This window comes from Natrialba magadii ATCC 43099, from assembly GCF_000025625.1.
In the GTDB taxonomy this organism is placed as follows: domain Archaea; phylum Halobacteriota; class Halobacteria; order Halobacteriales; family Natrialbaceae; genus Natrialba; species Natrialba magadii.
The window spans coordinates 84,069-109,205 of record NC_013923.1 but is presented as its reverse complement, the minus strand read 5'-3'; the positions used below and the strand labels follow the sequence as shown (position 1 = coordinate 109,205).

At 60.4% G+C, this 25,137-nt stretch carries 31 protein-coding genes; 17 read left to right on the top strand and 14 right to left on the bottom strand.

The genetic code is table 11. The annotated features are described in order from the left end of the window. Window positions 1-55: 55 nt before the first annotated feature. A complete protein-coding gene (locus tag NMAG_RS18005; protein WP_004267012.1) occupies window positions 56-505 on the top strand; it encodes a pyridoxamine 5'-phosphate oxidase family protein in 450 nt (149 codons plus the stop codon). 140 nt (window positions 506-645) lie between these two features. Further along, window positions 646-1,293 (top strand): helix-turn-helix domain-containing protein, encoded by a 648-nt coding sequence (locus NMAG_RS18000; RefSeq protein ID WP_004267011.1) that lies wholly within the window; start codon window positions 646-648, stop codon window positions 1,291-1,293. A 346-nt stretch (window positions 1,294-1,639) separates the two neighbouring features. Here NMAG_RS18000 and NMAG_RS17995 read toward each other — a convergent pair whose 3' ends face one another. The 3 genes from NMAG_RS17995 to NMAG_RS17985 form a co-directional block, all read right to left on the bottom strand. Next, on the bottom strand, window positions 1,640-2,377 hold the full coding sequence (locus tag NMAG_RS17995) for a class I SAM-dependent methyltransferase (protein WP_004267010.1): 738 nt from the start codon (window positions 2,375-2,377) through the stop codon (window positions 1,640-1,642). Between the two features lie 174 nt (window positions 2,378-2,551). After that, window positions 2,552-2,968 carry a universal stress protein gene (locus NMAG_RS17990; protein ID WP_004267009.1) on the bottom strand — a complete coding sequence of 139 codons (417 nt, stop codon included), beginning with the start codon at window positions 2,966-2,968 and terminating at the stop codon, window positions 2,552-2,554. 54 nt (window positions 2,969-3,022) lie between these two features. Continuing rightward, window positions 3,023-3,478, bottom strand: a complete 456-nt coding sequence (locus tag NMAG_RS17985; protein ID WP_004267008.1) for a universal stress protein — start codon at window positions 3,476-3,478, stop codon at window positions 3,023-3,025. 251 nt (window positions 3,479-3,729) lie between these two features. On the opposite strand from NMAG_RS17985, the gene NMAG_RS17980 reads away from it, so the two are divergent. Next, window positions 3,730-4,188 carry a universal stress protein gene (locus tag NMAG_RS17980; protein WP_004267007.1) on the top strand — a complete coding sequence of 153 codons (459 nt, stop codon included), beginning with the start codon at window positions 3,730-3,732 and terminating at the stop codon, window positions 4,186-4,188. Between the two features lie 121 nt (window positions 4,189-4,309). Here the strand turns inward: NMAG_RS17980 and NMAG_RS17975 are convergent, their stop codons facing one another. Next, the gene (locus NMAG_RS17975) at window positions 4,310-4,759 is read right to left on the bottom strand and encodes a hypothetical protein (protein ID WP_004267006.1); all 450 of its coding nucleotides are present in this window, start codon (window positions 4,757-4,759) and stop codon (window positions 4,310-4,312) included. 144 nt (window positions 4,760-4,903) lie between these two features. On the opposite strand from NMAG_RS17975, the gene NMAG_RS17970 reads away from it, so the two are divergent. The 5 genes from NMAG_RS17970 (at window position 4,904) to NMAG_RS17950 (ending at window position 9,199) form a co-directional block, all read left to right on the top strand. Continuing rightward, the gene (locus NMAG_RS17970) at window positions 4,904-5,785 is read left to right on the top strand and encodes a universal stress protein (protein ID WP_004267005.1); all 882 of its coding nucleotides are present in this window, start codon (window positions 4,904-4,906) and stop codon (window positions 5,783-5,785) included. Between the two features lie 132 nt (window positions 5,786-5,917). Further along, window positions 5,918-6,361 carry a thioredoxin gene (gene trxA / locus NMAG_RS17965; protein ID WP_004267004.1) on the top strand — a complete coding sequence of 148 codons (444 nt, stop codon included), beginning with the start codon at window positions 5,918-5,920 and terminating at the stop codon, window positions 6,359-6,361. Between the two features lie 374 nt (window positions 6,362-6,735). Then, the gene (locus tag NMAG_RS17960; protein WP_004267003.1) at window positions 6,736-6,981 is read left to right on the top strand and encodes a sulfurtransferase TusA family protein; all 246 of its coding nucleotides are present in this window, start codon (window positions 6,736-6,738) and stop codon (window positions 6,979-6,981) included. A gap of 1 nt (window position 6,982) precedes the next feature. Next, a complete protein-coding gene (locus tag NMAG_RS17955) occupies window positions 6,983-7,615 on the top strand; it encodes a DsrE/DsrF/DrsH-like family protein (RefSeq protein WP_012996891.1) in 633 nt (210 codons plus the stop codon). 228 nt (window positions 7,616-7,843) lie between these two features. Further along, window positions 7,844-9,199 carry an FAD-dependent oxidoreductase gene (locus tag NMAG_RS17950; protein WP_004267001.1) on the top strand — a complete coding sequence of 452 codons (1,356 nt, stop codon included), beginning with the start codon at window positions 7,844-7,846 and terminating at the stop codon, window positions 9,197-9,199. Between the two features lie 18 nt (window positions 9,200-9,217). Here the strand turns inward: NMAG_RS17950 and NMAG_RS17945 are convergent, their stop codons facing one another. From NMAG_RS17945 to NMAG_RS22245, 6 genes are all read right to left on the bottom strand, one after another. Continuing rightward, window positions 9,218-9,703, bottom strand: coding sequence for a cupredoxin domain-containing protein (locus NMAG_RS17945; RefSeq protein ID WP_004267000.1), 486 nt, complete (start codon window positions 9,701-9,703; stop codon window positions 9,218-9,220). Window positions 9,704-9,786: 83 nt separating this feature from the next. After that, the gene (locus tag NMAG_RS17940) at window positions 9,787-10,038 is read right to left on the bottom strand and encodes a hypothetical protein (protein ID WP_004266999.1); all 252 of its coding nucleotides are present in this window, start codon (window positions 10,036-10,038) and stop codon (window positions 9,787-9,789) included. Between the two features lie 173 nt (window positions 10,039-10,211). Continuing rightward, a complete protein-coding gene (locus tag NMAG_RS17935) occupies window positions 10,212-11,330 on the bottom strand; it encodes an aminotransferase class V-fold PLP-dependent enzyme (RefSeq protein ID WP_004266998.1) in 1,119 nt (372 codons plus the stop codon). Window positions 11,331-11,457: 127 nt separating this feature from the next. Continuing rightward, on the bottom strand, window positions 11,458-13,311 hold the full coding sequence (locus NMAG_RS17930; RefSeq protein WP_004266997.1) for a cation:proton antiporter domain-containing protein: 1,854 nt from the start codon (window positions 13,309-13,311) through the stop codon (window positions 11,458-11,460). Window positions 13,312-13,384: 73 nt separating this feature from the next. After that, window positions 13,385-14,425: a sulfite exporter TauE/SafE family protein gene (locus NMAG_RS17925; protein WP_004266996.1), complete on the bottom strand. Its 1,041-nt coding sequence runs from the start codon at window positions 14,423-14,425 to the stop codon at window positions 13,385-13,387. 3 nt (window positions 14,426-14,428) lie between these two features. After that, window positions 14,429-14,575: a DUF7512 family protein gene (locus NMAG_RS22245; protein ID WP_004266995.1), complete on the bottom strand. Its 147-nt coding sequence runs from the start codon at window positions 14,573-14,575 to the stop codon at window positions 14,429-14,431. Between the two features lie 424 nt (window positions 14,576-14,999). On the opposite strand from NMAG_RS22245, the gene NMAG_RS17920 reads away from it, so the two are divergent. Further along, window positions 15,000-15,836 carry a universal stress protein gene (locus NMAG_RS17920; RefSeq protein WP_004266994.1) on the top strand — a complete coding sequence of 279 codons (837 nt, stop codon included), beginning with the start codon at window positions 15,000-15,002 and terminating at the stop codon, window positions 15,834-15,836. Between the two features lie 200 nt (window positions 15,837-16,036). On the opposite strand, the gene NMAG_RS17915 is transcribed toward NMAG_RS17920, so the two are convergent. After that, a complete protein-coding gene (locus NMAG_RS17915) occupies window positions 16,037-16,765 on the bottom strand; it encodes a DsbA family protein (protein ID WP_004266993.1) in 729 nt (242 codons plus the stop codon). Between the two features lie 320 nt (window positions 16,766-17,085). Here NMAG_RS17915 and NMAG_RS17910 point away from each other — a divergent pair, with 320 nt between their 5' ends. The 3 genes from NMAG_RS17910 to NMAG_RS17900 all read left to right on the top strand — a co-directional run bounded on the left by NMAG_RS17910 (window position 17,086) and on the right by NMAG_RS17900 (window position 18,767). Then, window positions 17,086-17,580: a hypothetical protein gene (locus NMAG_RS17910; protein WP_148221945.1), complete on the top strand. Its 495-nt coding sequence runs from the start codon at window positions 17,086-17,088 to the stop codon at window positions 17,578-17,580. Beyond that, window positions 17,577-18,188 carry a hypothetical protein gene (locus NMAG_RS17905; protein WP_004266991.1) on the top strand — a complete coding sequence of 204 codons (612 nt, stop codon included), beginning with the start codon at window positions 17,577-17,579 and terminating at the stop codon, window positions 18,186-18,188. The genes NMAG_RS17910 and NMAG_RS17905 overlap by 4 nt, the downstream gene beginning before the upstream one ends. Before the next feature lie 147 nt (window positions 18,189-18,335). Then, on the top strand, window positions 18,336-18,767 hold the full coding sequence (locus NMAG_RS17900) for a thioredoxin family protein (RefSeq protein ID WP_004266990.1): 432 nt from the start codon (window positions 18,336-18,338) through the stop codon (window positions 18,765-18,767). Between the two features lie 167 nt (window positions 18,768-18,934). Here the strand turns inward: NMAG_RS17900 and NMAG_RS17895 are convergent, their stop codons facing one another. After that, window positions 18,935-19,156: a hypothetical protein gene (locus NMAG_RS17895; protein WP_012996888.1), complete on the bottom strand. Its 222-nt coding sequence runs from the start codon at window positions 19,154-19,156 to the stop codon at window positions 18,935-18,937. Between the two features lie 245 nt (window positions 19,157-19,401). Between NMAG_RS17895 and NMAG_RS17890 the strand changes: the two genes are divergently transcribed. The 5 genes from NMAG_RS17890 (at window position 19,402) to NMAG_RS17870 (ending at window position 22,073) form a co-directional block, all read left to right on the top strand. After that, window positions 19,402-19,761: an ArsR/SmtB family transcription factor gene (locus tag NMAG_RS17890; RefSeq protein ID WP_049916044.1), complete on the top strand. Its 360-nt coding sequence runs from the start codon at window positions 19,402-19,404 to the stop codon at window positions 19,759-19,761. After that, window positions 19,761-20,027, top strand: coding sequence for a DUF7521 family protein (locus NMAG_RS17885; protein ID WP_004266987.1), 267 nt, complete (start codon window positions 19,761-19,763; stop codon window positions 20,025-20,027). Before NMAG_RS17890 ends, NMAG_RS17885 begins: the two co-directional genes overlap by 1 nt. Before the next feature lie 100 nt (window positions 20,028-20,127). Then, window positions 20,128-20,835 (top strand): SCO family protein, encoded by a 708-nt coding sequence (locus tag NMAG_RS17880; protein ID WP_004266986.1) that lies wholly within the window; start codon window positions 20,128-20,130, stop codon window positions 20,833-20,835. After that, window positions 20,836-21,411 carry a TlpA family protein disulfide reductase gene (locus NMAG_RS17875; RefSeq protein ID WP_004266985.1) on the top strand — a complete coding sequence of 192 codons (576 nt, stop codon included), beginning with the start codon at window positions 20,836-20,838 and terminating at the stop codon, window positions 21,409-21,411. After that, a complete protein-coding gene (locus NMAG_RS17870) occupies window positions 21,408-22,073 on the top strand; it encodes a cytochrome c biogenesis protein CcdA (protein ID WP_004266984.1) in 666 nt (221 codons plus the stop codon). The genes NMAG_RS17875 and NMAG_RS17870 overlap by 4 nt, the downstream gene beginning before the upstream one ends. A 50-nt stretch (window positions 22,074-22,123) precedes the next feature. On the opposite strand, the gene NMAG_RS17865 is transcribed toward NMAG_RS17870, so the two are convergent. Both NMAG_RS17865 and NMAG_RS17860 read right to left on the bottom strand, forming a co-directional pair. Then, entirely contained in the window at window positions 22,124-22,678 is a 555-nt protein-coding gene (locus tag NMAG_RS17865) for a class I SAM-dependent methyltransferase (protein WP_004266983.1), read from the bottom strand. Window positions 22,679-22,960: 282 nt separating this feature from the next. Next, window positions 22,961-24,988, bottom strand: a complete 2,028-nt coding sequence (locus NMAG_RS17860) for a heavy metal translocating P-type ATPase (protein ID WP_004266982.1) — start codon at window positions 24,986-24,988, stop codon at window positions 22,961-22,963. Window positions 24,989-25,137: the final 149 nt, after the last annotated feature.

Genomic DNA, 25,137 nt, shown 5'->3' with positions numbered 1-25,137 from the left:
CGGTTTTAAAGACTGGCTGACGAGTATTTTCTTACTGGAGCGCATAGCCTGTGCTATGCAAGGACTTCGGTGGCTCCAACTGAGCAACGACGAGCGAGACGAATTCCTCGGAAGTGGCGGCACGGGCGTCCTTTCGTTCGCGACCGAGAAAAACGAACCGCCAGTGTCGATTCCGGTCTCGTACGGCTACAATGAGGACGAATCCGTCCTCTACTTTCAGCTGTCGTTCACGCCCGGAGGCAGGAAACACGACCTGATCGACCGACACGTCTCGTTCGTCGTGCACGACGAAACGCCGGACGGGTGGCACAGCGTCGTTGCAACGGGCCAGTTAGCCGAACTCAGTGATAAACCGTACGAGTCATCGATCGTGCAAGGAATGTGGGCGATCGATCTCCCACGGGTAGATATCTTCGAGCAACCGCGTGAGGACGTAACGTTCGAGAGCTACTATCTCGACCCGGATCGGGTTTCGGGCCGGAAGGAAGTAGCCACAGAATCATAAGGAAACCCTGTAACGAACGCGTTTCGGGATTAGCGGACACTCACGTCGGAGCCGAAGACGGGAACCGGTTCCAACGGCGTTGCTCGCGAGGAGTATCGGGAATTTATAACTGGTCTCCGCGTGTGATCGTCCAATGAACAATGAAATCCGTGCGCGTCTCGCTGGGTCACAATGGGGAGACAGCACCACCGATCCTCGAGAAGATTGCCACATCACCAGACATCAATCGTGAGGTGATCCTCGGCGGGCAAACAACCGATGGCATCGAAACGCTCACCTCGTTCGTCGACGGTGACCCCGACGCCTACGACTCAATTCTTGACTCGCTCGACACAGTACTCGAGTACGATATCACACAGACGAGCGATGGCTTCTTTCTCTATCTGCGCCGGGAACTCGAGGCCGAGGGGTTGTCGTTGCTCGGTGCGCTTTCACGAGAGACTGTCGTTATCGTGCCACCGATCGAGATCCGATCAGATCGCACGATTCGGATGACCATCGTCGGGCACCCATCGGATCTTACGGGGGTGATAGACGAACTTGCGGACGGTGTGAGTGTCGACGTTCTGTGGGCGAGCAATCGCGTGACGACGGCTGGTCCAGCCGTGTCCGGTCGGCAGGTGGAGGCGTTGCAGGTTGCCCGGGAGCTGGGTTTCTACGAAATTCCGCGGCAGAACGGCATCGAAGCGGTTGCTGACGAACTCGGCTGTGCGGTTTCGACAGCTTCAGAGTTGTTGCGTCGCGGGGAGGCGAACGCGGTCGAACAGGTGCTTGAGAGTGTTCAGTGACGGTGTGACAGAATAGTCGAACAGCCACCAGTGACGGTGTGACAGAATAGTCGAACAGCCACCAGTGACGGTGTGACAGAATAGTCGAACAGCCACCAGTGACGGTGTGACAGAATAGTCGAACAGCCACCAGTGACGGTGTGACAGAGTAATCGAACAGCCACCAGTGACGGTGTGACAGAGTCGTTGATGGGTCTCCAGCGACGGGGGAGCAGAGTGAACGATCAAAAATGCCAGCGCCCGCACGGATGGAGTGGTCGCTCGGTCACAGGAGGGGTCTGCACATACATTCGCAGTTCGACCTATTCCGTCTGATTGCCACCATCACTGGCCCATCACTGGCCCATCACCGGTCAATATCCGACTGACTGCAGCAGCCTCCGAATCGGTCGGAGCCGTTCGACTTTCGACAGTCCATCGCGTACGCGGTGGTCCCGAACACCGTCTCCGCGAGTTCACACTCGTCGAACACGTGGTGGAGCGATTCGGTAACGTCGTTTTCAGGATTCCAGTTCGCGTACCAGCGGAAGACCCGCCAAATAATCGGGTTCAGGAGCCGAAGTGGACCGCTCGGCGCCGGTCGGACATCGACGACGGCGAGTCGTCCTCCGGGGGCAAGCAGCCGATAGATGTTCTCGATTGTGCTGTGAGCATCCGGCATCACGCCTAACGAAAGCGTCGCGATTACGGCGTCGAACTGCTCGTCGAAGTCGACAGTCGTCGCGTCTGCCTGCCGGACCTCGACGTTCTCCCAGCCGTACTGGTCGACGCGGTCGGTGGCGTTTTCGACCATCGCCGGGCTGTAGTCGACGGCGACGAGTTGCCCTTCAGAGCCGATTTGCGAACGGCTGTACGCGAAGTTCACGCCGGGCCCACACCCAACGTCGAGGACGTGGTCACCGTCCTGGAGATCCAACCGGTCGATTGCCCGTTCCCGTATTGGTTCGAAATCTTTCTCACTGAGTCCGTACCAGTCGCTCCACCGATCCCACACCCGCTGACTGCGTTCGAGGTGGTCCGTATAACCCTGTCCTCGGTCGCTCGACGCGGCGGTGTTCGCGTTCCTCGACGCGGCGGTGTTCACGTTCCGCTGAGTCGAGCGTCCTCTGCGTTTGCATCCATACTCCTCCCTCACCGATAAGACGCGAGTAACTGCTGGCGGAATGTATCGCCTATTTATATACTAATAGCTGGCAGGTCGGTCACGCTGTGACCATAGCGAGTCACCGGAGAGTTGGTTCGAACGTCTGCTCGGCGGTTACCGCACGACCGTTACCGGACACGGCGCTCGACGAACCACCTGTTCGGCAACGCTTCCGAGGAGAACACGCGACGGTCCGGTTCGGCCGTGACTCCCAATGACGATGTGGTCGGCGTCCTCCTCGGCCGCGGTCGAGACGATTTCACGGGCCGGGAAGCCAATTATCGACTCCGTGTGGACGTCACAGTCGTGCGCTGCTGCCAGTTCACTCGCCCGCTCGAACAGGTCCGCGGCCGCTTCCTGCTGGGACTCGAGTATCGCCTCGTATGCGTACAGTGCTTCGTCACCGTACATGCCGGTTCTGGGATTGATGACGTGCAAGAGCGTCACGGTGCCATCTGCGTAGGTTTCGGCGGCGTGTTCGACAGCTTTCATTGCTGGGTCGGAGTCGTCAATCGGAACGAGAACGTGCATATAACCGACTCGACGATAACGAACGATAAAAAGGTACGTTCAGCGGTGTGTCGCTCAGGACTCGTCCTCGACCGGTGTTTTGACGATGGTCACCGGTCGCTCGGCGTGCGTCGCCACGCGTTCTGCAACACTGCCAAGGAGTTGGCGATACTCCCCCGAACGGTTCTTGGAACCGACGACCGTGAGATCGATGTCCGCGTCGTCGATGTAGGTGAGGATTTCCTCGTGGGGAACGCCGTGTCGGATCTCCGTCGTCGTCTCGACGTCGGCGGTGGCGGCCGCGCCAGCGACCTCCTCGAGTGCATCCTCGCCGGCCTGTTCGAGCGCCGACTCGAGACCTTCGAATTCGTGGACGTACTCATCACCTGGGTAGGAACTGTACGCGTCGGCGTCGACGACGTACAGGATGTGCAGTTCTGCGTCGTATCGCTGGGCGGCATCGATTGCGTGTGCGATTGCGCGGTCGACGCCGGCACTCATGTCCGTCGGAAGCAACAGGCGGTCGTACATGTGGATCGTAGGTAGAAACACGGTCACGAGGCCAAAAGTCGTTGTGGGTATTCCCAGATTGGTGCAATGTGACTTCTCCGGTGTCGGACCGCTGTACGAGATGGAATCTGTGAGGAGAGAACTGTCTCAGGCAGTGAAGCGCAGTCAACGCAGTACCGGGAAGGGACAGCACAGCACCGGGAAGAGGAATCGGAAGACGGCACGTTCGCGCCAACACCCGTGTTTATCCCACTCTATCGAGAAGAAAGCGTATGTACGATCAGCTACTCGTTCCGACAGACGGCAGCGACTTCGCAACCGATGCCGCCGAAACCGCTTTCGACCTCGCAGAAACGCTCGACTGCCCCGTCGCCATCATCTGCGTCGTCGAACTCGGACCGCTCGGCTCCGTTCGCTTCCCCGGCGAGGACTCGAGTGCAGCCGAAACGCTCACCGGCCGCGCCGAGTCGTTCGTCACCGAACTCGAGTCGAGTGCGACCGAGCGCGGGATCGAGACGACGGCGGAGGTTCGAACGGGGACGCCAGTACACGAGATACTCGAGTACGCAGGCGAAATCGACGCCGATCTCATCGTCATGGGGTCGAGAGGGCGCGGTGGGATCGGTCGGATGATGCTTGGGAGTGTTACGGATGGTGTAACTCGACACAGTCCGACGGACGTACTCGTCGTTGGCGATGGGCAAGTCGGGCAGGTCGACTTCGACGAATAGAGTAACAACTGAAACGGTTTATACACTGATCGCCGAGCAGTCTGGCGATCAGGTGTGTACTGACTTTCAGTGGCTACTATAGGTTGTTTTTGGCTGGCGTTTCAGGCCAGAAACGCCGAATCTACGGTTTCTGATCGGTTCGGACAGCGTCGCTATCAGCCGCCATGATCGCGTTCGACCGGCGGCCCAGTCCCCAGCCGAACAGCGCCAGCCCCAGGAAGATGCCGACTGCCTGGAGCACGTGTGCTTCAGGGACTTGCTCAGGGGTGAACCCCCACGCATCGAGGCCGAGACTGAGCAAGAGCAACAGGAGGAACGTTGCCAGTCCAATGTCCGCGGCGCGCATATTTGGGAGTTGTTCTGGAGACGTAAAGAGCCGACCAATCCCGTAGAACACGATCGTATACGGGACCCATCCCAGAACGAGATACAGAATTGCACGCGATTCATTCCCTGTGAGCGCCGCCTGTGGGACGAGCCCAAGATAGACGAGCGCAGCAACGATCGCACACCCACCGAGAACGAGATACGTCAGGACGGAGCCGGATTTCGTGTTCGTACTCGAATCCATCGACGACTGCGTAGAGTATGCCAACTGTGTTCAATGTACCGTTCATCTGTGGCTGGCCTGTCGGTCGTCCTGAATTCACAAACCGAACGACGCCGGCAAGGACACGGTGGGAGATGATAGCGATGGAACGCAAACGGTCACGACATGGGAGCCAATACGACGACAACTGAGGAGACGTTACTCGTTCCGGTGGCGAACGAAGAAACGGCAACGCGACTGATGGACACCGCAACTGACATCGCTACCGAGCGGTCGTTGCGGATTCTCGTTATCTACGTCGTCGCCGTGCCGGACCAGTTACCGCTCGATGCCGGTGACCGCCTGCTGGAGGACGATGACGAACAGATGCTCGCAGACGCAGCAGCGACCGCGGCCGAACACGATATTCCAGTCGACCAGCGGGTACGATTCGCACGGAGCGTCACGAGTGGGATTCTCGGCGCAATCGAGAAAGAACCCGTCGAACTGACGCTGCTGGGCTGGCGCGGACGGCCGCCGCGACAGAACGTCATTCTGGGGAGCTACATCGATACCGTCCTCCGAAAGGCAACCTGTGACGTCCTCGTCAAGCGAATTCAGACGCCACAGCCGACTGTCGACTCGATTCTGATGCCCGTCGCTGGCGGACCACACGACGGGCTGGCACTCGAGATGGCAGCCGCGATTGCCAGCAAGCACGATGCAACTGTTCACCTGCTACACGTTCGGGCAGAAACCGAACCGGAACGAAGCGAGACGGCCGCGCGTGAACTGCTGCGTGACGCCGCACGCGAGTTCGAGAGCGGGACCGATCTCCATCGTACCGTCGTCGTCGACGACCACGTCGCTGGCGCGATCACGGACCGAACCGTAGACCACGACATCACGTTGCTTGGCGTCTCTCGTGGCGGAGTTATTCAACGAGCAGTGCTTGGAACGATTTCCGAGGCAGTTGGCCGCCACGCGAGTGGGACTGTATTCCTCGCGAAACGATACGATCCGGTGCCGTCTCGCCTCCAGCGACTAATTCGGAGGCCGTTTCGCTAGTGCCGTAGGTGGCTGAGCACGGACAGCGCCAGCGACTAGTGGATCGAGTGGGACTCCAGCGATCAGCACACCAGTATTGTTCGCCTCACGCAATCCTTATGATTGCGGACGCCGTAGCGACAGCCATACTCCATGAGTGACTCACTGGACGACGAGCGGGAACGGATCCGCGAGCAGAAAAAACGAGAACTCCAGCAGCGACTCGAGAACGGCGGCGAACTGCGTGCAGACGAATCGGCATCTGGAGAGCCAGCGACACCAACAGAACCGATCGCGATCGAGGGCGAAGCCCACCTCACTGACGTCGTCGACACTCACGATGTCGTACTGGTCGACTGCTATGCCGACTGGTGTGGCCCCTGCCAGATGATAGAGCCGACGATCGAAGCACTGGCCGCCGAGACGGACGCAGCAGTTGCGAAGGTCGATGTCGATCAGCACCAGCAACTCGCCCAGCAGCTCGGTGCACGAGGTGTCCCAACACTCATCCTCTACGCCGACGGTGAACCAGTCGAACGCATGGTTGGCGCACAGGATCGTGCGACACTCGAGTCCCTGATCTCCCAGCACGGGTGAATTCTCTCCGTGCTACCGGTCGAAGCGTTCCTCGAATGCTTGTGAACGGCTGATCTGAAATCGATCAAATCGGTATATTCGAGAGGTATCACGGGTTACAGCCGATGTGCGGCAGTTAGATGTTCACGTGTTCACGGTGTCCAACGCAGAGTACTGTCCCACAGCGCTCAGCATCCGAGCAAAATTTTACAGATAGTACAATACAATCTCGTCGGTCGACAGTGAATAATAGAGTGGATCCTGTATAGACACATGCAGGAGGCAGCCACCAGTCCCCTGAGAGGCGGTAGTTTGGATACTGTGCAATGACCAATATCCTTTTATGGGCAGAGATTATATTGTGTGGTAGCTCCAATACAGAGCAGAAACAGACTATGAGTTCGGAATACGACACCACGGAGACGCTCGACGTGAAAGGACAGTCCTGCCCAATACCGATCGTCAAGACGAAACAGGCGATCGACGACCTGAGTGCTGGCGAGGTGCTCGAAGTCATCTCGACCGACTCGGGCAGCATGAGCGATATTCAGGGCTGGGCAGACGGCACCGACGGCGTCGAGTTGCTCGATCAGCAGGAAGGTGACGAGCTCTACACGCACTTCGTGAAGAAAACGGCGTAATATGAGTAGCGATACCCCCACAGCAACGGACGGCACAGCCGAGACCGAGGCAGCGACCGGTTCCGACACCGACAGCGCACCCGGCGACGGCTCACCGAGCGACGCCGAACTCCTCGCTCGGATCGACGAACTCGAGTCGAAAGTCGCCACGCTGGAGACCGAAGTCAACGAGGACCAGAAGAAGATGACAATCGTCGCCACCCAGGGGAGCTTCGATATGGCGTACCCGCCGCTAATCCTCGCGAGTACGGCTGCGGCCTTCGGCTGGGAAGTCATCGTCTTCCACACCTTCTGGGGACTCGATATCCTCCACGAGGAGAACTCCAGAGACCTGAAGCTGAGCGCCGTCGGCAATCCAAACATGCCGATGCCGAACGCGCTTGCCGCCCTCCCAGGAATGGACGCGATGGCAACGCGCATGATGCAAAAGAAGATCGACGAGAACGGCACGGCGACGATCGAGGAACTCATCGACCTCTCACTCGAGAGCGGCGTCGATCTGCAGGCCTGCCAGATGACGATCGAGTTGATGGACTACGACGAAGACGACTTCTACGACGGCGTTACGACGGGAGTCGGTGCAGCAACCGCCATCCAGCATATGGCCGAGTCGGACGTTCAACTGTTAGTCTAGCTCGTATTCGAACGCACCACTGGACCGGACCCGGTGTCTGATGGGCCGGACGGCAGACGGTTTGTGCCACTCCCACAGCAACTCTCCCACAGCAGACTCGCTCGCAACGAGCAAGTGGACAGGGTGGACTCGAGTACGACCCGTGTACGAAACAGCCCCTGCTGAATGTGTTCCCAGTGTTGGGCAACCCGCGGAATTCTTTATACGGACGATGGCATACTGTGAGCTATGACCGACCCATTCGTCGTGATCGGTGGAGACGCAGCCGGAATGAGTGCCGCAAGTAAGGCGAAACGCGACGATCCGTCACGAGAAGTGATCGTCTTCGAAAAAGGGTCGTGGGTATCCTATGCAGCCTGTGGAATGCCGTACTACGTGAAGGGGTCTGTCGACGAACTCGATGATCTCGTCGCGATGACACCGGAAACGTTCCGTGAGGAGCGCGACATCGATCTTCGGACCGGCCACGAAGTCGTTTCGATCAATCGTGGCGAGCAGACAGTCACCGTCGCCACGGGCGACGAGCAGTTCGAACAGCCGTACGGCGACCTCCTGATCGGGACTGGTGCACAGGCCATCGTTCCACCATTCGACGGCTTCGACCGCGATGGCGTGTTCACGCTCCGCGGTATGGACGAGGCTGATGCGATCGAACGGTACGTCGATACGCAGGAGCCGGCAACTGCCGCCATCGTCGGCGGCGGCTACGTCGGCATCGAGATGGCCGAAGCGCTCACCGAGCACGGAATCGACGTTACCATCTTCGAGATGTTGCCTCGAACGCTCCAGCCTTTCGGCGAGGAGGCCGCTCGGATCGTCGAGGGCCACCTCCGTGACCAGGGCGTCGACCTCCAGCTCGAGACGGCAGTGCAGGGATTCTCGGGTGGCGAGGCCGTCGACGCAGTCGAAGTCGAAGGGGACGAAGACCCCGTCCCGGCGGATATCGTGATCGTCGGTGTCGGCGTCGCACCGAACGTCGAACTCGCCGAGGACGCGGGAATCGAACTCGGCCCGACGGGAGCCATCGCGACCGACGAATTCGGTCGGACCAATGACGAGTCGGTCTACGCTGCGGGCGACTGTGCCGAAGCAACGAACGTCGTGACCGGCGAACCGGATCACGTTCCGCTAGCGCTTACGGCAAATCGGGCGGGACGAGCGATTGGTGCAACCGTTGCAGGAGAGCCAGCCCAGATCGGTAAAACGGCCGGCACAGCAATCGTCAAGGCCTTCGAACTGGGAGCGGCCAGGACGGGCGTCCTCGATGCGGAACGGGCACGTGAAGCCGGCTTCGATCCGGTGTCGGTGACGATCGATGCGCCGACGCGACCACACTACTATCCGGGTGCGACAGAACTCACAGTGACGCTCGTCGCAGACCGCGAGAGCGAACGAGTGCTCGGTGCGAGCATCGTCGGCCGCAAGGGGACGAAACGAATCGATACGGTTGCGACCGCGCTCCACGCCTCGCTAACGGTCACTGAACTGCAGAATCTCGATCTGGCGTACGCACCACCGTTCAGCCCGGTCTGGGACCCGGTCCTGACAGCGGCGAAGGTGCTTTCCGGAAAGCTCGAGGGATAGCGGACAGGATCGAGGGCGTCAGGCGGACTCTACCTCGATGTCACCGACTTGCGTCGATTCGTGATAGTCACAGATGTAGACGTCCATATCTTCGGAGGCAACGACTCCCTCGAGCACCGTTTCTTCACCTTCTTCGGTGACGTCCTCGGACTGGTAGTCGTCGATAATCTCGTCGTCTCCGTCCCTGATTTCGAGGTTATGCGTCACTCCGTCGGCGTTTATCCATCGGAAGTCGTACTCCTCACCCTCGATGAGGGTGAGTGTCGGGTTGTCTTCGTCCTCGATTATATCTGGTTCGACGCCAGTCCAGGCTTCGACTCGCCCCTCGAAAACGAACTCGTCGATATCTTCCCAGTCCTCGACTCCGTTCTCATCGTCGACATCGTTCTCGTCATCGACGTCGTTCTCATCATTATCATCTGCACAGCCAGCAAGGATTGCAACACCAGACGCGAGAGACAACCGCAGTGCCGTACGGCGTGAAACGTGATCTGAATCGAGCATCAGGTACACTCACAACCATCGACACAATAAACACCATTCACTGGATTCGTGACGGTCACTAATTCAGAGAAGAGGCTCTGTGCTCACGACATATACGCAGTGACGGCTAGCACGAACAGAATGCCATGCCAGACGATTGCTGCAGCCGCGACTTTCGGATCCGTCGCCGGCAGCGGCGGATTTCGGAACATGGCGTCGTAGATGAACGGTGTCGCCAGGAGTGCGCCGAGAAGCACACCCGTATTACTATCGATCGCGGTGGCGAGACTGAGGAGCACTCCCCCCAGAAGACTCCCCGCGATTCCCACGAGTATTTTGTCGTAGTAGTCGAGCATGTTCCCTTCTGTACTAGTACGAGCGCAACAACTGAATAGCACACCCCTCGTTCCAACCAGTTGGGATCAGAATCCACGAGAAACAGAAACTGGAGACTATCAGGGAACGATCCGTATCGCTCGTGTGGAATACGCAATCTACAACAGTGCAGGAGCGTGTCTCGAACTGATTCCTACCACTCGTCTTGCAACGCGTCCAGCAGTGCATCAACTTCGGTGGGTGTATTTACTGCGTGTACAGAGGCACGAATGGCGTTCGGTGACGGAAGCTCACGAAGCACGAACCCACCATTTCGGAGTCGATCGATCGTCTCAGCCGGTGTGTCGACGTTGATCGTTACAAGCCCGGACTCGGGCTCGCGTGGGCTGAGTAATCGATCATCGGGGATTCCCGACGCGAGTCGGGCCGCGAGTTCCTGTATCCGCTGTTCGATTCGCCCGAGCCCGATTTCGGAGCACGTGTGAAGCGCTTCCCGGAGTGCGACATGTGGCGCAGGGTTCGCAGAGCCCACTTCGAATCGGCGTGCGCCCGCTGCAAACACCGGTGACGCTGCGGTCGGGGTTTCGACGCTGCGGTAGCCGACCGTTCGGGGTTTGAGGTCACTGGCGACATCGTGGTCGACGTACAGGAATCCACTCCCCCAGAGACCGAGCAGCCACTTGTGGCCGGCAGCAGCGACAATGTCTGCACCCCAGTCAGCGACGCTCATCGGCGTCTGACCCGGTACCTGAACGGCATCAACGAGCGTCAGTGTGCCAGCATCGTGGGCGATTTCGACGAGCTCCGAGACCGGGAATCGCGTCCCGTGCGTCCAGGTGATAGCGCTGAAGGTGACGAGTCTGGCATCAGCAACTGCATCAGTGAAGGCATCCCGATCGATGTATCCCTCGCTCGTCTCGATGGTGCGGACGTCGACACCCTCGTTCTCGAGACGCTGCCAGGGAAGAATACCGGCCGGATGCTCGAGATCAGTACGCACGACAACGTCGCCGGGTTGCCAGTCGATCGCACCGGCGATGGCGTTGATTCCGGCCGTCGTACTTTCAGTGAGCGCAATCTCGTCCGGTTTCGCATCGATAAACGAGGCGACAGCATCCCGCGTTTGCTCGAACTCGTCGAATGCGGTCTCGTAGGGATCAGCCACAGCAGGCGCGTCGTACTCGTGGTCGCGAAGAAAATCCGTGCCAGCGTCGACCACGTACTTCGGGCTCGGACCGTGCGCACCGTAATTCAAATACGTCGTTTCCTGGAGTGCAGGGATGTCAGCACGAAGTTCTGCCGGTGTTAGCATCGAACCAGCTCCGTTTTCGGTAGCCTCATTGCCAGACGAAGGTGCTGCAGTAGTAATAATCTTGTGAGCAGTACACAATATTGAGAAAGGGGCGAATACACAACTCCTGTTTACTCACCAGGAGGACTCAATCGTGAGGATGGAACCGCTTGATTGCTCGTTCGACGGCGTCCGTCTGACCGATAAACGTCACGCGATCGCCATCCCGCAGTTCGTGATCACCCGTCGGCACTTCGGTTGTGCCGTCCTGGTGCGTAAGCAACCCGACGATGACTCCCTCGGGGATCTCTGCATTGAGCGTGGCGATCGTTTTGCCGACCAGTTCCGTCGCCGTCACCTCGATCTCCTGAACGTCACCCGTTCGACCGAGTTCGTTCATCCACGCCGACAGCGATGGACGTTCGAGGACGTTCTCGAGTGACCACGCGGTCGCCATCGAGAGATCGATCGCGTGGACCCCGAGTGATTCGAAGGCATCGACGTTATCCGGCTGGTTGACCCGTGAGGCAACCGTTTCGACGTCGAAGGTTGTCTTCGCAAGCTGGCAGACGAGCAGGTTGACATCGTCGTCGGGCGTGGTCGCGATGACAGATTTCGCATCGTCTGCGCCCGCTTGCTCGAGGATAGCAGCGTCAGTGCCGTTACCCTCCATCGCGCGAATGCCACGCTTTCGAGCTGTCTCGACCGCAGCAGGGTCGTTGTCGATCAGCAGTACGTTTTCTCCGTCCTGTTCGAGTCGTTCCGCGAGCGAGAGGCCGACTCGGCCTCCGCCGACGAGTATTGTGCGCATTGGTGATACGTCGAGGTAGTTCGCGATCTGCCGTGCGAGGCCGGCCTGAAGGACGACCGTCGCGAAGATGATGAGAAAGACGGTCCCTGCGAGCAACTGGGCTTCCTGCGGTCGGCCGAGTGCCTGCAACTCGACGGCAAACAGCGTCGCAACGCTCGCCGGGATAATCCCGCGCGGACCGACGGCACTGAGGAAGAGCCGTTCGTTGTGGGTGAACCGCGCGTTGGTCGTCGAGAGATAGATGACGGCCGGCCGGAGCACCAGCGTGATCGCGACGACGATGGCGAGACCGGCCAGTCCAAGGGCGCGGATATCCGCGAAGTCGATCAACGCCGCCAGTGCAATGAAGATAAACGAGAGGACGACGACCGAGAGGTCGTCTAGAAAGTCGATCACGTCCTCGTGGTAGGGCAGGTCCACGTTACCGAGCGCGAACCCTGCCATCGCGGCAGCAGCGATGCCCGTCTCGCTGGCAAGCGTTTCGGCGCCGGCGTAGGCGACGATGATGCCGGCGAGAACGATCAGTCGGGCGTGGAGCGGCGCTGCACACGGCCGGGACCCCCCACGGTCGAGGAGGAACCAGACGACAGCTGCAACGAGCGCCCCGAACGAGAGCCCGATGACCAGTCGCATCGCGAAGTCACCGACGAGTGCGGCCGGTGTTCCGTTGCCTGCGATGAGGACCTCGAAGACGACGACGACCAGAATCGCCGCGGTGATATCGTTGATTACACCTTCTCCTTCGAGGACGCTGGCGACGTGATCGCGGACGGTGACGACCTGAAGGATTGGGCCGATTACCGTCGGGCCGGTCGCGATCAGCAGTGCGCCAACCAGCAGTCCGACCTCGAGGCTCGTCTCGAGGAAGACGACGACAGCGGCGGCGGTTCCAAGCCAGGTGATCACCGCGCCGACGGTGGTGAGGCGAAGCAGTGCCGTCGGACTTTCCCGGAGCTTCTCGAGATGGAGGTGATACCCGCCTTCGAAGAGAATGATCGCAACGCTGACGCCGACTATCGCCGAGAGGCCACCACCGAAGGTGTCCTCGGAGACGATGCCAAGAACCTCTGGACCGATCACAATCCCCGCGAAGATCAGAAAGAGGACACTCGGGATCCGCAGCCGGTCGGCAAGAACGCGGGAGGCGACCCCGAGCGCCAGAATGAGCGCGACGATTGCGATGAGAGTCACAACTGATCAGCGGTGAGCGAGGTGAACACGGACCCGTCCACTCTGGCTCCACACAGGTGATTCGTCAACGCCATCAATCATCACCGTTTGGGGTGGCGTGCGTGTTCGATTCGTTCGTCTCGAACGCCTGAACGACCTTGTAGAGGATCATCAGTGCGACGAAAAACGACGAGCCGACGAGCAGGAGAACGCTCACCAGGTCGAGTGCGCCCGTTCCGAGCCAGTTCGCAAGCTCCGAAAGCGCGATCCCACCGCTGGCGAGAACCATCATGATACCGAAGTATATGATGACGTCGTCCTCTTCGACCATCGTCGTCGCGGCCGATCCGATCCGTGCGCCAAGGGCACTACCGACAAGCAACAGCGAGACGACCGTCAGATCGACGCTGCCCGACATACCGTAGGTGAACGTCCCGAACGCACCCGAGAACAGCCCGGCGAACAGGCTAGTCCCGACGGCTGCAGTCAGTGGTGTGCCAATCAGGTAGTAGATCGCAGGCATGCGGATGAAGCCGCCACCGACGCCGATTAACCCCGAGACGAGACCGACGCTCCCGCCGGCACCGGTGATCGTCCACACCGAGGCTCGACCGCCGGAGGTGAGGTTGATCATTGGGGGGATGGTGTACGACTGAATCTTCTGGCCGATGGCCGGAATCTCCTCGTCACTAACGCTGTCTTCGTCGCTGTCCTCCGCTGCATCGTCCTCATCGTCGAGATTAGCGGCCCGGCGAAGGAACAGCGCGCCGATTCCCGCCAGCAGGACGACGTACGCGACGCCCGTGACGAGATTCGCGATACCCAACGCTTCGAGGCCGAATACGAGTCGGCTACCGAGTTCGATCCCGATCGAGAGGACGACGAACAGGATCGCACCGAGTTTGTAGTCGACCTGCCCGACGTCGTAGTGTTTGAGGACGGCGATCACTGAGGTCCCGAAGTAAAACGCCAGGCCGCTGCCGATAGCAACCGAGGCGGGATAGTCGAGGATCAACAGCGTTGGCGTGATCAGGAAGGAACCGCCCATCCCGAAGAAGCCAAACAGGACGCCGACCATAAAGCCGAAGCTCACGAACAGCACCAGCAAGGTCAGGCTAAGTCCCAGTATCTCCATCGATTAGGCGTCCGTGATTGTTTCGATCAGTGGCATTGCAACTCGCTCGAGGACGCCGTAGCCGACGTAGAGGGCAACGGCCTGGACGAGGATGACGCCCACGAGGAGCGTCGCCTGTACCGGTGCGGGGAAGGGGACAGACTCGATCATACGTCTCGACCTCCGTCCGGGGTTGGTAGTGTGCGGCTCATGGATTTCTACTCATTACCCTCTAGTCCGAGGTTGCGTATAATGCTTTTGGGAACAGAGCACAATATTACTGCCGAGTATGTAACGGCTATCCAACGAGAATATCTGTATACGTTATGGGGATATACAGTCGCGATTTCAGCCGCTGTCGCACTGCAGAAGCGCGTCGGCCGCGCCGCATCAGAACTTCACAGGGAAACAATATGGTTTCGGTGACAGATCGGTGGAGCCGACCCCAGGTGCAAGTGCTCGTGGCAGTACTACCGTTCTGGGAGACACACGGGGTGACACAGAAGATTTCGATGCGAATGCGCTACGTTCGGCCGAACGCCACCGATATTGGGCAACCCAAACAATATTATGCTATCGGAACGTACGGGTAGTAATGAAAGCGGTACTCGCCACAGACCTCTCAGCCGCCAGTGAGGCAACCATCGAGAACGAGACCTGTCTCGAGTGTCTCGGCCGAATCGGTATCGAGGAAATGCATCTGGTGACGGTAATCCCGTCGAACGTCCACGCGGGCATGCCCGGTATCGACTTCGAAAAGCGACGCCGAAAGGCGATCAAAAATTACGAACGCGTCATCGAACGCGCCGGCTTCGACGTCGAGACGCACGTCGTCCGTGGAACGCCCCACCGTCGAATTCGGGGCATCGGCGAAACGATCGGTGCAAGTCTCACGGTCGTCGGCTCGCGCGGGAAGAGTCCACTCGAGAACCGTGTCATCGGCTCGACGGCACGCAACCTCTCACGAACGACCGAGACACCCCTACTCGTCAACCGAATCGAACGCGAGGCCGACGACCCGTCCGTCGTCAGACAGCACCTCTTCCAGCGGATGCTGTATGCGACGGACTTCTCCGAGAACGCCGAGCGCGCGTTCGAGGCGTTCTCGTACCTGCGTCACGCGACTCAGGAGACCACTCTCGTCCACGTCGAGACGCCCAAGGATCCGGGACTGTCGGCGGACAACGATCCCGAAACGCAGCTGGCAGAACTGGCTGACCAACTCGAGAAGTGGGGTATCGAAACCCAAATCGAGGTTCGACAGGGCGACCCAGCCGACGAGATCCTCGCCGTAGAGGAGGCCGTCGATCCGACGACGATTCTCGTCGGGTCGCGGGGTCACAGTCGACTGCGCAGGCTGCTTCTCGGCAGCGTCTCCGAAGAGTTGGTCGCGCAGGCGAACGGCAACGTGATGCTCGTACCCCCGTCCTGATCGCACAGCATTCGTTTGACCAGCGCTCGTCGTCGCCGTCGTCACTCATCGACAATTTCGACGAGACCAGCCGCTGTGACTCGTGCTACTCGAGTGGGACGCGTCGATAGTGTCGGGTCGCGCTTCGTCGTGGACGAACAACAGCCGTTGTGTTGTGCGGTGTTGGAATCGGGCAGTTTGGATTTCAGACGGTTCGGATTTCAGGCAGTTCGGATCTGTTCGATCGCATCGTCGAACCGCTCGTTCGGTTGCGCGCCGACGAGTGTGCCGGCAGCCTCGGTTTCCGGATCGAAAACGACGAACGTTGGCGTGCTGTGGATGCCGAACGACTGTGCCTGCGCTGCATCAGCCTCGACCGCGTCTTCGATCCGCGATCGATCCTGTTCGAGACACGTCGCAAGCGCGTCAGCATCGACAGCAGGAACGGACTCGGTAATTTCGAGCAGATTGTCAGTCCCGGCCCAGCCCGAATTGCGTTCGTCCTGCGCGTCGAAGACCGCGGCGTGCCAGTCCCAGTAGCTGTCCGGGTCGGACTCGCGAATCTGTTCCCAGACGCACCGGGAGGCGACCGCGGCGGTCATCGAATCGGAGCCGAAAAGCGGGAGCATAATGAAGACGATGCGAACGTCGCCGGAGTCGGTATAGTCGGCGACGAGGTCAGGAAGCGTCTCCCGTTCGAACTGTTCGCAATACGGGCACTGGAAGTCCGTCCAGTAGTAGATTTCGAGCGGTGCAGCAGGTGATCCCATGGTCGGCTTTCCCGCAAGATCGACACCGAGCGCCGACGTGTCCTCACTTGCGTGAAGTGTCGGTGAGAGATCGTGGGTGGCATCAGTTCTCGACTGGAAAAGATAGTAGGTACTTCCACCGCCGAGGGCGAGAACGGACCCGGCAAGAACGGCACGGCGAGACGGCGTGTTGAGGGGCATCGAGTGGACTCAGCCAGACGTTTTCAGCCCCACCCCGTAATCGATCCGTCGTTTTGCTGAGTCAGCAAAACGGAGACGGGATTTTGATGGTGACTTACATCGATGCAGTTGTTTGTGTTCATGTTCGTCTTTGCGTTCGTGTGCATGTTCGTGTGCGTGTTCGTGTGCGTGTCCATGTACTCGAGTCCAACCGAGAACAGTTGCTGGCCGACTGTCAGTGCGTCCGCGACGCGCAGCGACGGGGTGACGGGGGCGTGACCAGTGCTGACGGTATCGCCAACACCATCACCGAATTCAATCGAAATCTGGCAGCTGCGGTGATGTATCCGTTCGAAACGTGGCGTGGGACGGCCGGATTCGTCATCGTCACGGGGGTCACTTACGCCGTCCTCGTACTGAGTACGATGCCCGAGTTCACGATACAGATGCTCGGTGACGGGCTCCACTGGTTCGATTACGTGCTCGTCTCGCTGACGGAATCGGTGTACATGACCGACGGCGTGGCCGGACTTGCACTCGTCGTCCTCTATGCCCTCCTCACCGGCGTCGCCGTCGTCAACGCCGTTTCCCAGCTCCAAATCGTCGGACTGGCGGGGGTGACGAACCTGTCCGGTGTCCTCCCGGGACTGCTCGCATCCGGGTGTGCAAGCTGTGGTGCGGGGCTGCTCGCGTTCCTCGGGTTCGCTGGCGGACTGACGCTGTTGCCGTTCGACGGGACGCTCCTCCAGCTGGGCGGTCTTACACTGCTGCTGTTTTTCCTCGGGCGGGCAGGCCACCCCGAACAGTGTGTGCTTCCAACGGAGGGGACACGATGAACGAATACGGTTTAGACGGGTTCGTCCAAACGCTCCGTTCGGACCGCCGTGCAGCCGTCTGGGGCGTTGTGTCAGCAGCCGGTGTCTTCATCCTGTTTGGGCTCGTCACCGGTCTCATTCCGAATCCCATCTACGTCCGAATGGTCCCGCGGACAGGCTTCGATTATCTGTTTCTCACGCTGACTGCGCTTCTGGCAGGGGTGTACGTCACGCAGCGACTGGCGACCGAGGGTGCGAGTGAACGCAACGATGAGAGGAGCCGCGAGGAAGAGGCAAGCCGTGAAGACGATCACAATCACGATCACGATCACGATCACGATCATGACCACGACCACGACCACGGTCACAGCCACGTCAAAGACCACGACAGCAACGGCGACACCGCAGACACCGATCGGCTTGCGTTCGGCGGCCTGATCGGCGGATTCCTGGCGGTCGGGTGTCCGATCTGCAACGCTGTCCTGCTGGCGCTGTTCAGTTCGTCCGCACTGATGACGTACTTCGATCCGCTGCGCCCCCTCCTCGGCGCCGTCTCGGTGGCACTGCTGGCTGGACTCGTCTACGTTCGCCATCAGCGCACGTGTCCAACGTGCGTCTCGCAGGCGTGAGCAACGGCCAGCACGACTGATTCGGGCCTTCCAATCGAAACCCGCCGTCGGCCCGTTCTGTATCCGAGACCGTGCGCTCAGGCGTTGAACCAGTTCCATTGTGTATTTTGCGCAATACTCAAATGTGTGCGGCGTGTACCGCTCATAATGAACGACAACGCACGAGCAACGCAGGGTGCCGAAACGGACGAAAACGAGAACAGAAACGGAAACGGGAATGGGAACGAGAACGAAAACGAAGACAGAAACACCCCAGAAACACCGATCAAACTGGACGACGTGGCCGACTACGACGACCTGCTCGACCGTCACGAACTCGTACTACTCGAGTTCGTCACGTCGGGATGTGGGATCTGTGCATCGATGGAGCCAGTGCTCGGAGCGGTCGCACGCAGTGCGCCGGGCGCGGTAGCGACCGTGAACGCGGGCTATGTTCCGGACCTCGCTGACGAATTCGGTGTTCGGCGTGTTCCGACGCTCGTCGTTCTGAAAGACGGTGACGAAGTCGCGCGGCTGGACGACGGGTTCCAGAGTGCCGAAACGGTTGTCGAGGTGCTCGAGACTCACGCAGCAGCGTGAATCGCTTTTGTGTTCGCTTTCGTTTTCGTTTTCACTGTTGCTGTTGCCGTTGCCGTTGCCGTCGCCGTCGCTGACGTTGAAGAGCGGCCAGTTTACCGCCGTACTTTCTCGATGACGAGGTCCTCGAGCGTGAGGACGTCGAGCCCCATGCCGTAGCAGTGCAGTTGCTACCGCTCGCAACTCGAACAGCCGGTTCGCCAGCGGACGACGACGCTAACGAGCGCGAGTGTCAGCACGGTAACGATGATCTGTCCGAGACCAGCACCCAATCCGGCCGCCGCACCGCCACCCGCCAGGGAAACCGCCCCGGGTGCAAAGACAAGACAGCAGAGGCTCGCTGCACCAGCGAGACCAAACAACGACCGCCGTGATGCCGTCTCCGAATCCATGCCCGACACGTACGCGAACTGGACCAATAGGCGTTCCGGAAGGACGGACGAGCAACTCCGCAATCGAGAACTCACTGGGTCAGTTCCCGAGCGTCGCCTGACCGAGATAGTGGTAAAACAGCGCGCTCTAGCCGACAAAGAGGAGTGCGATCACTGCTGAGAGCGAGTGGCGACAAGATGCTACCGGCGATTTGCTGAACCTGCAAATCGTGGCCTATTTCGCGGTGAACGACGGAATAGATGGCGTGTCACACGGAGGGACCACAGAGTCGGCAGACATCTTCCAGATTCTCGCAGACGAATACGCACGGCGGATTCTGCTCGCCGCAGATAACGGGCCGAAGACCGCGAAAACGCTCAGTGAGGAGTGTGACGCCTCACTGACGACGATCTACCGCCGAGTCTCGACGCTGCAAGAACACGACCTCATCGAAGAACGTCACACCGTCGACTCGGATGGCTCACACCGAAGCGAGTTCGAGACGGCACTCGAGGAACTCCACGTCGACATCACTGACGGGCAACTCTCGCTGACGATCGAAACGCGCGACGAGCTCGCAGACAACTTCACGTCGCTGTGGAGCGATCTCCGGGGTGGTGAGTAATGGAAGCGTCGTTTCTGGTTGCCAAACTCATCACGCTCGTCTTGAGCCTCGTGGTCGCGTACCTCGCGTATCACGGCTACCGCCGGAGTGGACAGAAGCCGATGCTATACGTCTCCGGCGGATTCGTCTTTATCGGCGTCGGTGCGATCTGTGAGGGGCTCATCTACCAGGTGTTCGGGACGACGATCGCGTCCGCAGCGCTCGTGCAGGGAATCATCGTCTCGAGTGGGATGGTGCTCGTCCTCCTGTCGCTGTGGAACCACTGAACCGGCCGTCAATCGATTGTTTCCAGTCCGTTCAGAGTCATATTTTCTGCCGTAGGGAATCGCCGCACAGGGTTTACGGCCTAAATCGAAATACCGAGGTATGAACCGGCGTGTGTGCCTCCGATCGATCGCCGCCTCGAGTGTTGTGACTACTGCAGGCTGTCTCGAGTCACTCTCGCAGGAGAACGACGAACAGCGCGAACGACCGCACGCCGAGGGCGTCACGCTCGGACCGCCGGAAATAGACCTGCGTGAGGCATCGCATCCGAGCTACGGTGAGGCGATGCCGACGGTCGAGTTTCGTGATCCGCTGGCCGACGAGCCCATCTCGACCGCCCAGTTCGAGGGTGACCGAACCGTCCTGCTGACGTTCTTTTATACCTCGTGTCCAGACGGCGCGTGTCCCGCGCTCCTCCTTCGGTTACGGCGAGCACAGGAAGTCACAGCCGAACAGGGGTATTGCGACGACGCCGCGTTTCTCGCGATGACGTTCGACCCAGAGCGTGATACCGAGGACGTGTTACGAACGCATGCGGGCGAACAGGGCGTCGACCTCGAGGCGGGTAACTGGCACTTCCTCCGCCCGGACCGCTACGAGGAGGCAGAAGAGAGTCTTACCGAGCAGTTTGGACTGCCACTCGAGGAACGGGATGCCGAGGAGTACGAACACCTGGAGTACATGTTCCCGCACTTCAACTACATCTTTCTCGTCAACGAGCGAGGGCGCATCGAGCGGGTGTATCCGGACGGAGCAACCGTCGAGCCGTCGCAAGTGGTCGGGGATTTCGAAACGGTGGTGTCGGCGTAGATGCGACGCCGAGACGTCATCGCAGGCGTCGCCAGTCTGGGTGTCGTTGGTGGCGGCGGATTGGTCGCTGTTCGTGGACTGCCGTCGGTCGACAGCGACGGGGCGACGCACTCGGAGGGATCGGACGCAGAACCGGCCGATCCCATCACGATCGAGACGGTTGCAGCACCGGGCAGTGAGGCCGGCGAGGCCACCATTCCAGCGGACGACCGGGTGACGTTCGTCGATTTCTTCGGGACGTGGTGTCCACCGTGTATCGAACAGATGCCCGCGCTAGCCGACACCCACGACCGAATCGGAGAGGACGTGCTGTTTCTCTCGGTCACGAACGAGGCAGTTGGGTCATCCATCACCGAGGCTGAACTGGTCGCGTGGTGGGACAACCACGACGGTGACTGGCTGCTCGGCCTCGATCCCGCGGCCGAACTGACCGCACGGTATTTCGCCGGCGGGTATCCCTCCGCCGTCACAATCGATACGGACGGTCACGCCCAGTGGTCCGATTCGGGTGTCAAGACCGCGGATGAACTCGCGGCAGGGATCGAACGGGCACTCGAGACGGAGCGGGACGCGTGACCGAACTGTCGTTGCTGTCGTCGGTCGCCTTCGCACTTACCGCCGGCGTCGCGACCTTCTTCAGTCCCTGTGCGTACCCGCTGTTACCGGGCTACGTCGGGTTCTATGTCAGTCGGGCCGATGGAAACAATGCATCACTCGGCGGGTCAACGATGCGGGGAATCGTTGCCGGAGTTGGTGTGCTGGGAACACTGACCGCTCTCCTTGGCGTGACGTTCTGGCTCGGACACTCGACAGTGTCGCGCCTGACGATCTTCGAGTCGCTCGTCGGGGCACTGCTGATTGGATTCGGCCTCCTCGTCCTCGCCGATCGTGCACCGTCGCTATCGATCCCGCTTCCGAAACGTCGATCCGGCGTACTTGGGTTCGGTATCTTCGGCGCGGGCTACGCGCTCGCAGGGGCAGGGTGTGCCGCCCCCGTCTTCCTCGCCGTCGTCGCCCGTGCACTGTCGCTCCCGGCCGACGCAGCGGCCGTCGTTCTGGTGACGTATGTCGGGAGTGTGGCCCCCCTGATGCTCGCGATAACGGTTGCGACCGGGGTGGGACTACTGACGAGTGCGGGTCGGTTCGCGGCATACTCGGGTCACCTGAAAAAACTCGCTGGCGCAGTCATGGTCGTCGCCGGAATCGGCCAGCTCTATCTGGCGCTCGTCGTCTACTGATCGAACGATACTGTTCGTTCGTCGCTCGTATCACTGTGACTGGAGGGGGGTTAGCGACGCACGACGACCGCCAGCGTCTCCGGACGGTCGTGAACGCGCTCGAGCGAAAACCCGGCGTCCTCGAGTTGACCGACGACCTCGTCAGGACTGAATCGTTCGTCCATCGACGGGCCATCATCGCCGGTACCGGCGCCAGACCAGTCGACGGTGACGAGCCGGCCGCCTGGGCGGATCACGCGGGCGAGTTCCGCCATCGTCTCGTCCGTCGCGTACTCGTGGTGTGTCATCGTCGAGAACGCACCGTCCAGTTCGTCGTCCTCGAATGGCAACGAGTCGACCCCGGCCGTGACCAGCGTGACGTTCGGTGCGAGTCCTTCCGTGCGGTGATACTCGTGCATCTCCTCTTGCAGGTCGACCGCGTACACTGTGTCGACGAACGGCGCGACATCCCGCGAGTAAAAACCCGTTCCAGATCCCAGATCCGCGACGACGTCGTCGGCGTCCGGCGCGAGCATCTCGAGTAGCTCTTCGCGCGAACAGAAGCGGTACCGTGACGGGTCCTCGAGTTTATCAGCGCGCTCGACGGGGAACGTGTGGAATCCCATGACGACACTTTTGGGCGGGAGTCACAAGAGTGTACGCTTTCGTGATTTCGCGTGTGGTCGTTGGCTCTTACGGAGAGTCAAGGAGAAAGCCGCGCCCTGCAGGGCGGGAAGGATGTCAACTGCTGTGTGCCGGTGACAGAAATTGGAGACTGGAAGGACCACCCACTCGGACAGCACAGCAAAACCCGGGACAGCACACCACATCACATCACATCACACCACACCACACCACACCACACCACATCACACCACACCACATCACATCACACCACACTACCCGTGTCAGTCGTCGAACCGCAGCAGTCGCAGCCCGATCAGGCTGACGAGGACAGTCGACCCCTCGTGGCCGACGACCGCGACCGGGAGCGGAATTCCAGCGGTGAGGATCGCAATCACCATGATCCCGATCGCACCGAACGCGATAGCGAAGTTGATATACAGCGTTCGGCGCGTCTCCTTGCTGAGCGCGAACGCGTAGGGGAGTCGATCGAGTTTGTCCGACATGAGGACGATGTCGGCCGTCTCGAGTGCCACGTCGGTCCCGACACCACCCATGCCGACGCTGATGTCTGCCGTCGCGAGCGCGGGGGCGTCGTTCACGCCGTCGCCGACCATCGCGACGGCCTCGTGGCGCTCCTGGAGTTCCTCCACGTGCTCGACTTTCTCCTCGGGGAGTAACTCCGCGTACACCTCGTCGATGCCGAGTTCGTCGGCGATGTACTGGGCGACCCGTTCGTTGTCGCCAGTCAGCATGACGATCTGTTCGACGCCGCGCTCGCGGAGTTGCTCGATCATCTCAGCCGCATCGGACCGGATCGTATCGGTGAAACCGAGCCACCCAAGGACGGACAGGCCCTCGTCAGCCTCGCTGACGACGAGGACGCTCGTCTTCCCGTTGTCCTCGAGTTCCCGCACGGCGTCGAGCCCACTCTCGCGGCCGTCGATCGGTCGATCTGCGAGAACCGTCTCGACATATCGCGGGTTTCCGATGTGAATCGTCCGGCCCTCGACGGTCGCGTTGACCCCCTTGCCGACGACCGCCTCGAAGTCGCTCACGTCGGGCACGTCGAGCGACCGCTCCTCGGCGGCCTCGACCGTCGCCTCGGCGAGATGGTGTTCCGACCGGGACTGGACGGCCGCCGCAAGCGAGAGCAACTGGTCGTCGTTCAGGGAGTTGTTCTCGAGTGCGCTGTCTGCGAGCAGGTTGCTGTCGACCGCGCCACCGTCGGTGGACACGACGTTCTCACGAGCGTAGACGTCGGTCAGTCGTGTGTTGCCCTCGGTCAGCGTCCCCGTCTTGTCGAACGCGATCGCGTCGACGTCGCCGGCGGTTTCGATGTGTTCGCCGCCTTTGAACAGGACACCCTGCCGGCCGCCGGCGGAGATCGCCGAGAGCACTGCCGCCGGTGTCGAGATGATGACCGCACAGGGGGAGGCAGCGACCATGAGCGTCATGGCGCGGTAGAACGTCGGCTCGAACGAGTGATTCAGGAGTGAGAGGGGGAGCACGATCGCAATCGCCGTCATCGCGAAGACACCGAGCACGTAGGGCTGCTCGAAGCGGTCGATGAGTTGTTGCGTCGGCGCGCGCTTTTCCTGTGCCTGCTCGACCATGGTGATAAGGCGAGAGATTGCAGACTCCTCGGACTCGTGGGTCACGCGCACTTCGAGACTGCCCGTCTCGTTGATCGTCCCGCTGAACACCTCGTCGCCGGGTTCTTTCGCCACGGGAACCGACTCACCAGTGAGCGACGACTGGTCGACCGTGCTCTCGCCCGACTCGACGACACCGTCGAGTGGCAGCCGTTCACCGGGACGAACGACGAACACGTCGCCGACAGCGACATCGTCGATCGGCGTCGTCGATTCCTCACCGTCGCGGAGCACCTGTGCCGATTCCGGACGCATCTCGACCAGTGACTTGATCGCGGTTCGCGACCGGCCAATCGCATAGTCCTCGAGTACACCTGACAACGAGAACAGGAAGAGCAACATTGCGCCCTCGAACGGCGCACCGATATAGAGCGCACCGAGCGCGGCGATGATCATGAGCAGATCGATCTCCACGGCGGGCTCTCGCAGTGCCGCAATGCTCTCTTTGAGCCCGTACCAGCCGCCGAAGACGTAGGCAACTCCGTAACAGCCCCAGACAAACCACGGTGGCGCACCGAACCAGCTCCCGAGAAGTCCGCCGATCATCCCGAAAAACGTGAGGACGACGAACACCGCCTGTCGGCGAAGCTCCAGCCGTTCCGTCAGCGCCACAGATCGTCCCGCGACGTCCGAGACGGAACTGGAGAGGCTGCCCATACGGGCTCTTATATTTAGCCCAGAATAAGCGTTTATGCCAGTACCATCAAGCGGCAATTCCGTCGTCCATGATGTCGATTCTCGAGTCCCGATTCTCGAGTCCAACTCACGATACCGAGATCAGGTCAGACAGCCCTCAGACAGCCCTC

Excerpts from the sequence above, each read along its gene's own strand:
- NMAG_RS18005 (WP_004267012.1), top strand. The coding sequence starts at position 56 with ATGCAAGGACTTCGGTGGCTCCAACTGAGCAACGACGAGCGAGACGAA.
- NMAG_RS18000 (WP_004267011.1), top strand. The coding sequence starts at position 646 with ATGAAATCCGTGCGCGTCTCGCTGGGTCACAATGGGGAGACAGCACCA.
- NMAG_RS17990 (WP_004267009.1), bottom strand. The coding sequence starts at position 2,968 with ATGCACGTTCTCGTTCCGATTGACGACTCCGACCCAGCAATGAAAGCT.
- NMAG_RS17985 (WP_004267008.1), bottom strand. The coding sequence starts at position 3,478 with ATGTACGACCGCCTGTTGCTTCCGACGGACATGAGTGCCGGCGTCGAC.
- NMAG_RS17980 (WP_004267007.1), top strand. The coding sequence starts at position 3,730 with ATGTACGATCAGCTACTCGTTCCGACAGACGGCAGCGACTTCGCAACC.
- NMAG_RS17975 (WP_004267006.1), bottom strand. The coding sequence starts at position 4,759 with ATGGATTCGAGTACGAACACGAAATCCGGCTCCGTCCTGACGTATCTC.
- NMAG_RS17970 (WP_004267005.1), top strand. The coding sequence starts at position 4,904 with ATGGGAGCCAATACGACGACAACTGAGGAGACGTTACTCGTTCCGGTG.
- trxA (WP_004267004.1), top strand. The coding sequence starts at position 5,918 with ATGAGTGACTCACTGGACGACGAGCGGGAACGGATCCGCGAGCAGAAA.
- NMAG_RS17960 (WP_004267003.1), top strand. The coding sequence starts at position 6,736 with ATGAGTTCGGAATACGACACCACGGAGACGCTCGACGTGAAAGGACAG.
- NMAG_RS17955 (WP_012996891.1), top strand. The coding sequence starts at position 6,983 with ATGAGTAGCGATACCCCCACAGCAACGGACGGCACAGCCGAGACCGAG.
- NMAG_RS17950 (WP_004267001.1), top strand. The coding sequence starts at position 7,844 with ATGACCGACCCATTCGTCGTGATCGGTGGAGACGCAGCCGGAATGAGT.
- NMAG_RS17945 (WP_004267000.1), bottom strand. The coding sequence starts at position 9,703 with ATGCTCGATTCAGATCACGTTTCACGCCGTACGGCACTGCGGTTGTCT.
- NMAG_RS17940 (WP_004266999.1), bottom strand. The coding sequence starts at position 10,038 with ATGCTCGACTACTACGACAAAATACTCGTGGGAATCGCGGGGAGTCTT.
- NMAG_RS17935 (WP_004266998.1), bottom strand. The coding sequence starts at position 11,330 with ATGCTAACACCGGCAGAACTTCGTGCTGACATCCCTGCACTCCAGGAA.
- NMAG_RS17925 (WP_004266996.1), bottom strand. The coding sequence starts at position 14,425 with ATGGAGATACTGGGACTTAGCCTGACCTTGCTGGTGCTGTTCGTGAGC.
- NMAG_RS22245 (WP_004266995.1), bottom strand. The coding sequence starts at position 14,575 with ATGATCGAGTCTGTCCCCTTCCCCGCACCGGTACAGGCGACGCTCCTC.
- NMAG_RS17920 (WP_004266994.1), top strand. The coding sequence starts at position 15,000 with ATGAAAGCGGTACTCGCCACAGACCTCTCAGCCGCCAGTGAGGCAACC.
- NMAG_RS17915 (WP_004266993.1), bottom strand. The coding sequence starts at position 16,765 with ATGCCCCTCAACACGCCGTCTCGCCGTGCCGTTCTTGCCGGGTCCGTT.
- NMAG_RS17910 (WP_148221945.1), top strand. The coding sequence starts at position 17,086 with ATGTATCCGTTCGAAACGTGGCGTGGGACGGCCGGATTCGTCATCGTC.
- NMAG_RS17905 (WP_004266991.1), top strand. The coding sequence starts at position 17,577 with ATGAACGAATACGGTTTAGACGGGTTCGTCCAAACGCTCCGTTCGGAC.
- NMAG_RS17900 (WP_004266990.1), top strand. The coding sequence starts at position 18,336 with ATGAACGACAACGCACGAGCAACGCAGGGTGCCGAAACGGACGAAAAC.
- NMAG_RS17895 (WP_012996888.1), bottom strand. The coding sequence starts at position 19,156 with ATGGATTCGGAGACGGCATCACGGCGGTCGTTGTTTGGTCTCGCTGGT.
- NMAG_RS17885 (WP_004266987.1), top strand. The coding sequence starts at position 19,761 with ATGGAAGCGTCGTTTCTGGTTGCCAAACTCATCACGCTCGTCTTGAGC.
- NMAG_RS17880 (WP_004266986.1), top strand. The coding sequence starts at position 20,128 with ATGAACCGGCGTGTGTGCCTCCGATCGATCGCCGCCTCGAGTGTTGTG.
- NMAG_RS17875 (WP_004266985.1), top strand. The coding sequence starts at position 20,836 with ATGCGACGCCGAGACGTCATCGCAGGCGTCGCCAGTCTGGGTGTCGTT.
- NMAG_RS17865 (WP_004266983.1), bottom strand. The coding sequence starts at position 22,678 with ATGGGATTCCACACGTTCCCCGTCGAGCGCGCTGATAAACTCGAGGAC.
- NMAG_RS17860 (WP_004266982.1), bottom strand. The coding sequence starts at position 24,988 with ATGGGCAGCCTCTCCAGTTCCGTCTCGGACGTCGCGGGACGATCTGTG.